The sequence below is a fragment of the Pseudanabaena cinerea FACHB-1277 genome (assembly GCF_014696345.1).
Taxonomy (GTDB): Bacteria; Cyanobacteriota; Cyanobacteriia; order Pseudanabaenales; family Pseudanabaenaceae; genus Pseudanabaena; species Pseudanabaena cinerea.
This window is the reverse complement of record NZ_JACJPY010000136.1, coordinates 1-6,755: the sequence shown is the minus strand read 5'-3', so window position 1 is coordinate 6,755 and position 6,755 is coordinate 1. Positions and strand designations below refer to the sequence as shown.

Sequence of the window (6,755 nt, the reverse complement as noted above, 5' to 3'; positions counted from 1 at the left end):
CCGAACCAACCGATGTATAGACGGTTGTTGGTGCTGGTGATCCAGTTGCAAAACTGATCCCAGATGGAGGCGCTTTCGCGTCTTTGTACTGCTGTGGTCATTGGTTTATGATTGCGGTTTAGATGTATTTATAATTAGCTTTCGCTATGTCCTTAATGTATCTTTGTCTATGTAGTTTTGTAAAGCACTCACACTCATGATCTGTCTGTGGGGATACCCGATCGCTGTTTTGGCGGTTTACCGTCTCAAGTTGAGCAGATCAACTTGAGCGCGATGAAGGGCGAGATGGCGAAAGTGTGATGGCAAGATTACAAAGAGCGGATTCGTAATGCTCGTGAGAATTATCAATAGCAAGCTACATAATTTAATTTCTCCATTAGCAAGCTTTCTTATTCCCTTCCCAGCCTAACAATAGACATTAAAACCAAATAATTAGCGGTGCAGCGCAAAGCGCCGCACCGCTAATTATTGATTGGGAAGGGAGTAGATTGGGAAATGGTATGTTTCTATGCTCCTCAAATATCAAGATGCGGCACTTTGCGCGGCATTTTGATTCTAGACGAAAATGCTGGTGGCTTTGGCATAATAATGCAAGCGATCTTCTAAACCGTTGAGACCGCCATTGACCCGCCTTGTTACCTGCTCAACCGTGCCACCGCGATCGCACAGAGCATTCATCTCATTATTGTCCCACCAGAAACCAGCACTAGTGAAAGGATATTTGGCTGCCACGTAGCCCACTCCCTCCATTACCCTAGGATCATTGATCGCCTTGCTAAAGTCTTGATAGTTGGCTCTACCCGTAAGCTGAATTACACCTGCCCCCTTATACTTGGGACCATCTCCTGGGTTGACGTTGCCCAAATCATCGCGAAACTCATAATCTGAGCCATCGGCAATCTCTTGGGTATAGACCAACCCCCCAGACTCATGGGCAATCTGACTTAAAAAATGGCGCAATCTTGGCGGTGTATTAATCTTGTAACGATTGAGGCAAGCATTTAAATCTTGAAGCTGCACATCACTAATGGAGTTACCAAATAACTTTTCTGCCTGCTGCTTGCTGACAATTTGCTTGACAACATCCAAACCTTCCCAGTGGGGCGGAAACACAAAAAAAGTCCCACTACCAGCCGCCAAAATTACTTTGAGATGGCCATTATTTGCAGGCTCTACCTTGTCAAAGCCATAGGTTTTTCCCGCAGGCACATCTATGGTCTCATTAGGTCTCGTCAATTTTGCCGAATCCTCTGGGCGTACTTTCAGTTTAGTCGCCACCTTTGCCTTCATCGTTCCCATATACCACTGCCTCAATTGATACTGATTTCGTTGCCAAAATTATACCTGTTAAATTTGGGCATAGCTAAGATCAGGTCGCAGGTTTCTCGCCCCATTGAGATAAATATGTTTGATTTGGTGCTGCTCAAGGAGGGTATTGACATGAATCAAGACCCTGATACAGCGCTCTAAGCTACCCTCTACCTGCATTTGTTGTAGGTCGAGCAATGGTACATTCTCCCAATGCGATCGCGATCGGGCAATTTTGGCGGGAAAAACCACATTGATGTCAGGGGTTGCCGAGAAGGTGGCACTGACTATTTCACGGGGATCAATATCATTTTGAGCTTCGATTTCCTCCATAAGCTCTAACACAGCCCTTTCTAGGGCTTCGTAAGTATTTGCTTCGACTGTGGTTGCACCACGAATGCCACGTACACGCCAACCCACGTTTTACACCATCCGTACTGTTTAAAATTCTGCTTGTCGATTTTTAGGTATTCAAAAATCTTGTTTGTTAAACATCATATCTAGTCATTTATCCAAATTTTCAAAATAATCTTAAAATTGCAACAAAAAAGCTTGAGATGGGCAGCGCAAAGCTTTGTATATAATTTATTCATATCTCCGCACAGCACCACAAAAACTAGCCTAAATATGCCCGAATTGCCGCCCACTAATCTAAATCTATCGGATATTCCTAATCCTGTATCCAGCCAAATATTTTACGTTTCCCCCCTGATCAGGTTCACGCTTTTGTTGCTATATGTTGCCCTGACTGCCCCTTTGCCATTTTTAAGCAACTTTACCCATGCGGCGGTTCCTGCTTCATGGCTAAGCGCTGGACTGGCGATCGGCTTTGTATTTTTGTATGGGGCATTGAGCGATCGCCTAGTTTTAGATGAAACGGGGATCACGCTAACCTACCCGCGTTGGTTTCCTCGCTTTATTCGTCAAGGCTGGACATTGCCTTGGCAAGAGATCAAGGCTCTAAAGCCCAGAATTACGGGACAGGGGGGGATCGTCTATTATTTTGTCAGCCAAAATTCTGATCGCGCCTATTTACTGCCAATGCGGGTGGTGGGCTTTGCTAGATTGGTTAAACAGATTGAGGAGCGCACAGGGATCGATACAAAGGATGTGCGGCCTCTAGCACAGCCTTGGATGTACTTAATTTTATTGGTATTTACGCTGCTGTTGCTGTTGGTGGATGCTTGGACTATCTTCACGGCGATCAATTTGTCATAGAAACTCGCAAGCGCTCAGATAAAATGAAAGATTAAGCTCAAGGATTTAGATTAATGCAAGTGAATACAGCGCCAGTGACCATAGCGCCCACAAGTATAGATAGTGTAGATAGTGAGATAGGGATGGAGGTCGATCGCCGCCGCAATTTTGCGATCATTTCTCACCCCGACGCAGGTAAAACTACGCTTACCGAAAAGTTGTTGCTATACGGCGGTGCGATCCAAGAGGCAGGGGCGGTCAAGGCAAAGAGGGCGCAACGCAGTGCCACCTCGGACTGGATGGAAATGGAGCAGCAGCGCGGGATCTCGATCACTTCGACGGTGATGCAGTTTGAATATCAAAGGCATTTGGTAAATTTACTCGATACCCCTGGACACCAAGATTTTAGTGAAGATACCTATCGCACCCTTGCCGCCGCCGATAATGCGGTGATGTTAATCGATGCGGCTAAGGGCTTAGAAACGCAAACCCGCAAATTATTTGAGGTCTGTCGGATGCGATCGCTGCCGATTTTTACCTTCATCAATAAGCTTGATCGCCCCAGTATGAGTCCCTTAGAACTGATCGATGAGATCGAGCAGGAGTTAGGACTAACCACCTATGTGGTCAACTGGCCCATTGGCACGGGCGATCAATTTCAAGGGCTGTACGATCGCCGCCAGCAACGCATCCATCTATTTGAAAGAACGGGATCGCACGGCAGCAAAAAAGCTGCAAACACCATAATTGCCCTCGATCATCCTGAAATCAAAGACTTAATCGATCCGCATCTTTACCAACAGTTGCTGGAGGATCTCGAACTCCTTGATGGTATCGGCGGTGAGCTAGATCTTGATGCCATCCATCGCGGCAAGGTGACACCCGTATTTTTTGGCAGTGCCATGAATAACTTCGGTGTGGAACTATTTCTTGAGGCATTTCTGGAATATGCCCTCAAACCCACCCCCCACGACAGCGATCGCGGCGCAGTCCAACCCACCGATCCCGAATTTTCAGGCTTTGTCTTTAAGCTGCAAGCGAATATGGACCCCAAACATCGCGATCGCATCGCCTTTTTGCGCGTCTGTTCGGGCAAATTTGAGAAAGATATGGTCGTCACCCATGCGCGGACAGGTAAGCAGATGCGCCTCTCCCGCCCCCAAAAGCTGTTTGCCCAAGACCGCGAAACCGTAGAAACTGCCTATGCTGGCGATGTGGTCGGCTTAAATAACCCTGGTAGTTTCGTGATTGGCGATACGGTCTGTGTGGGGGCAAAACGCCGCTATCCCGATATTCCCTCCTTTTCGCCAGAGCTATTTGCCTATTTACGCAATACTGACCCCAGTAAATACAAGAGCTTCAATAAAGGCGTATCGGAGTTGCAGGAAGAAGGCGCGGTGCAGATTTTGCTATCCACCGACGAGAGCAAGCGCGATCCCGTACTGGCGGCAGTCGGTCAGCTACAGTTTGAAGTGGTACAGTTTCGCCTGAATCAGGAGTATGGCGTAGAGACCTATCTCGATGTGCTGCCCTACTCAGTGGCAAGGTGGGTGGTTGATGGTTGGGAAGCGATCGAGAAAGCAGGCAGGCTATTTAACACCCTCATCGTCAAAGATCGTTGGAGTCAGCCCGTATTGCTATTCAAAAATCAATGGAATCTCGATCAGGTCAAATCCGATCATCCCGATTTAAGACTTAGCCCTATTTCCATTCCCCCTTCAGCCTAGCCATGGCAGTTTTGATATTGCTTACGGCAGCATCAAAACTGCATAAGGGCTACTACTCCTGCTCCCAAAATTTAACACTCAACATTTATTAAACTCTTGCGGCATATTCACATATATGCGTTTAAGTAAATGGGTAAGCAAAGTTGTTAGGCGACTCTTTATCTCCTTTTTGTCTGATTTTCTCAGCGACTCGATCTCCTCTATCAAGTTTTCTAAGTCCACATGGTCAAAATCCCTAGCCTTGAGCTTGGCTACAGTTTCTTCAGTCCATAGCAAAAAATCTGTCTCATATAGAGTCTCGTGAGACTTATGGATTATCGTCTGTGTCATTTTGCTACTGCTCCCTAAATAAAGCCTAACGGACGATATTCAGCATGGAGTTGAGCATTAACGATAATTGCTGTTAATCCCTCCATAATTTTTTGTAATATCTCAATTATCGACTCATCAAACCAATGGGTTTGAGCATGACTGAGGGTAATGATGCCGATCGGCTCAACCCCATAAATTAAGGGCATGGCGATCGCTGAGCCAACCTTGTAGGGCTGATCGGGAAATTGCAACCAGCGATCGTCTTTAGTCGTGTCATAAATCAAACCAATTTGTCGATGACGAAAAGCCCAACCTGCTAAACCTTCATCTAAGACTTTCGTAATTACAGCATCTTTGCGATCGCGGGTGACAGGTCCTCGCGCCAAAATGCCTTCAATAACCACACCATCTTCACCAATTAAGAAAATACTGCCATCATCGCAGTTAGTAAAAGACACGAGCGACTCCAAGATATTCTTGAGTGTGGTTCTAAGGATCAGACCACCACTAATCGACTGCACATAGGAAATTGAGTTTTTGAGCAAAGTCGTTTGCAATTGCAATGCTTTTTGCGCTGATGTTTGCGCTGATGTTTGTGTCAATGGATTATTCACTTGCCAATCGAATACTTGTGTGCTATAAATCTTAGCCTAAATTCCCCAACGAAATGCACCTATGAATGCCACCGTAAATATCGATGCTAGTCCTTCTAATTCGATGACCATGAATGCAGCTAACCTCCATCAGGAAATTAGCTTACTCAAGGCGGAGTTAGACCAAAAAGACTTACTAGTACAACAACTCTCGGAAGAGCTTTTTCGTTTAGTAAAGGGAAATGCCGCTTTTTTACCAAATCCAGAGATACATGGGCAGCACACTGAAGAAATGCGCCTACTTGCCGACAAACTTTCGGGCGTAGAAAAACAATTGATTGCTTCTCAAGCAATTATCCAAGAACGCGATCGCGAGGCAGTTGAGTTACGTCAAACCATTCAAGAAATGAGCGATCGCAATCGGATGTTAGAACAGGTTGTGCAGGAGTTACCGAATATTTACCGAGCCAAGTTTGCCGAGCGCATTGTGCCGATCAAGCAAAAAATTGAGGCTTTGCAAAAGGAAAACCGTCAACTGCACATCGAACTCCAAAGCCTAAGCTTCCGCCTCTCAGGTCGCACCCGCCGCCCCAATACCCAACAAAGGCTAGAGTTGCCAAGGGTAATGCCCGCATAAAATCAATAAGGATATCGTCAATGGCGATATCCTTATTTTTTAGCAAGTTTTTAGCAAAGATTATGACCTTTTCAATTTACGCAGCCTATGCAATGCAAATAAACCACCCACAACCAAAACCCCACCAGTCGCCTCAAACTCAAAAGGCACCGCCTGCACATTCACGACAAATGCGCGATCGTAGCCTGGCTGGGAAGCAAATGATGGATTAGCAACATAGCTATCACCACCAGCATAGCGATCGGTGGGTCCAGTACCTTGTATTGACTGACCGCTTTCAAACAGTGCGTAATAGGTAGTACCTGCATTTAAGATTGGAGACGATGCAAAGTCAAATCTGACGCTTCGTGCGTTTGCATTAACCCCTGAGAAGTCCGTATCAGTGTTACCAGCAACTATGGTCTTAGCACCAGAACTGGCCGCAATGAAGCCAATTCCCGCATTTAAATCAGTCAATGAGGGAATGGTACTGTAAATAAGAACTCTACTGGCACTCGCAGTGGCAGCAGTAGCATTATTATACAAAAACTTAATTGAATTTAAAGTACCACTAACCCCGCCCCCAGGATCACTAAAACTACCTGTAACTTGTACCTGAAAACTCTGTCCTCTTACAACACTGCTTCCAGCATCAACAAGACCTGAAGCGCCGTTATATCCAATCCGAAAGCTAATCGCCTGAGCCTGATGATCATGGCTAGCTAGATCAATACCAATTATGGCGATCGCAAGAGCCGATATGGCTGTGGGTTTCAGGATTGATGAGAGGCTATACATGATGAATATTGCAAGATTTAATGGGTATAGATAGAGAGTTGATCTTGTTACGGGTAGCCCAATAATTTGACTAATAGCAGCATAGATAGAAGTTGTGTTCAACCTGAGGGGGTGACAAAGACATCTAAAACGTAGCCGTGACAAGCTGCATAGCCCTCTTACCTCGTTGATAGTAGGTTAACTTATTGGGAGCTAGTTTCAATA

At 45.7% G+C, this 6,755-nt stretch carries 8 protein-coding genes; 3 read left to right on the top strand and 5 right to left on the bottom strand.

Annotated elements, in window-relative coordinates:
• Positions 1-555: 555 nt before the first annotated feature.
• Together H6F44_RS21680 and aroH are read right to left on the bottom strand one after the other, a co-directional pair.
• The gene (locus H6F44_RS21680; RefSeq protein WP_190353172.1) at positions 556-1,299 is read right to left on the bottom strand and encodes a glycoside hydrolase family 19 protein; all 744 of its coding nucleotides are present in this window, start codon (positions 1,297-1,299) and stop codon (positions 556-558) included.
• A 48-nt stretch (positions 1,300-1,347) separates the two neighbouring features.
• Complete coding sequence (aroH, locus tag H6F44_RS21675; RefSeq protein WP_190353171.1) at positions 1,348-1,728, bottom strand: chorismate mutase; 381 nt, start codon at positions 1,726-1,728, stop codon at positions 1,348-1,350.
• A 207-nt stretch (positions 1,729-1,935) separates the two neighbouring features.
• On the opposite strand from aroH, the gene H6F44_RS21670 reads away from it, so the two are divergent.
• Positions 1,936-2,526: a hypothetical protein gene (locus tag H6F44_RS21670; protein WP_190353170.1), complete on the top strand. Its 591-nt coding sequence runs from the start codon at positions 1,936-1,938 to the stop codon at positions 2,524-2,526.
• Positions 2,527-2,648: 122 nt separating this feature from the next.
• The gene (gene prfC / locus H6F44_RS21665; protein WP_242016695.1) at positions 2,649-4,232 is read left to right on the top strand and encodes a peptide chain release factor 3; all 1,584 of its coding nucleotides are present in this window, start codon (positions 2,649-2,651) and stop codon (positions 4,230-4,232) included.
• A 78-nt stretch (positions 4,233-4,310) separates the two neighbouring features.
• Here the strand turns inward: prfC and H6F44_RS21660 are convergent, their stop codons facing one another.
• Together H6F44_RS21660 and H6F44_RS21655 are read right to left on the bottom strand one after the other, a co-directional pair.
• Complete coding sequence (locus H6F44_RS21660; RefSeq protein ID WP_190353169.1) at positions 4,311-4,562, bottom strand: DUF29 domain-containing protein; 252 nt, start codon at positions 4,560-4,562, stop codon at positions 4,311-4,313.
• 14 nt (positions 4,563-4,576) lie between these two features.
• Entirely contained in the window at positions 4,577-5,146 is a 570-nt protein-coding gene (locus H6F44_RS21655; RefSeq protein ID WP_206754485.1) for a GAF domain-containing protein, read from the bottom strand.
• Positions 5,147-5,219: 73 nt separating this feature from the next.
• Between H6F44_RS21655 and H6F44_RS21650 the strand changes: the two genes are divergently transcribed.
• Entirely contained in the window at positions 5,220-5,774 is a 555-nt protein-coding gene (locus H6F44_RS21650) for an Npun_F5560 family protein (protein ID WP_190353167.1), read from the top strand.
• Positions 5,775-5,834: 60 nt separating this feature from the next.
• On the opposite strand, the gene H6F44_RS21645 is transcribed toward H6F44_RS21650, so the two are convergent.
• Positions 5,835-6,551, bottom strand: a complete 717-nt coding sequence (locus tag H6F44_RS21645; protein ID WP_190353166.1) for a PFE-CTERM domain-containing protein — start codon at positions 6,549-6,551, stop codon at positions 5,835-5,837.
• Positions 6,552-6,755: the final 204 nt, after the last annotated feature.

Coding starts and splice junctions, on each gene's coding strand:
- H6F44_RS21680 (WP_190353172.1), bottom strand. CDS start 1,299: ATGGGAACGATGAAGGCAAAGGTGGCGACTAAACTGAAAGTACGCCCA.
- H6F44_RS21670 (WP_190353170.1), top strand. CDS start 1,936: ATGCCCGAATTGCCGCCCACTAATCTAAATCTATCGGATATTCCTAAT.
- prfC (WP_242016695.1), top strand. CDS start 2,649: ATGGAGGTCGATCGCCGCCGCAATTTTGCGATCATTTCTCACCCCGAC.
- H6F44_RS21660 (WP_190353169.1), bottom strand. CDS start 4,562: ATGACACAGACGATAATCCATAAGTCTCACGAGACTCTATATGAGACA.
- H6F44_RS21650 (WP_190353167.1), top strand. CDS start 5,220: ATGAATGCCACCGTAAATATCGATGCTAGTCCTTCTAATTCGATGACC.
- H6F44_RS21645 (WP_190353166.1), bottom strand. CDS start 6,551: ATGTATAGCCTCTCATCAATCCTGAAACCCACAGCCATATCGGCTCTT.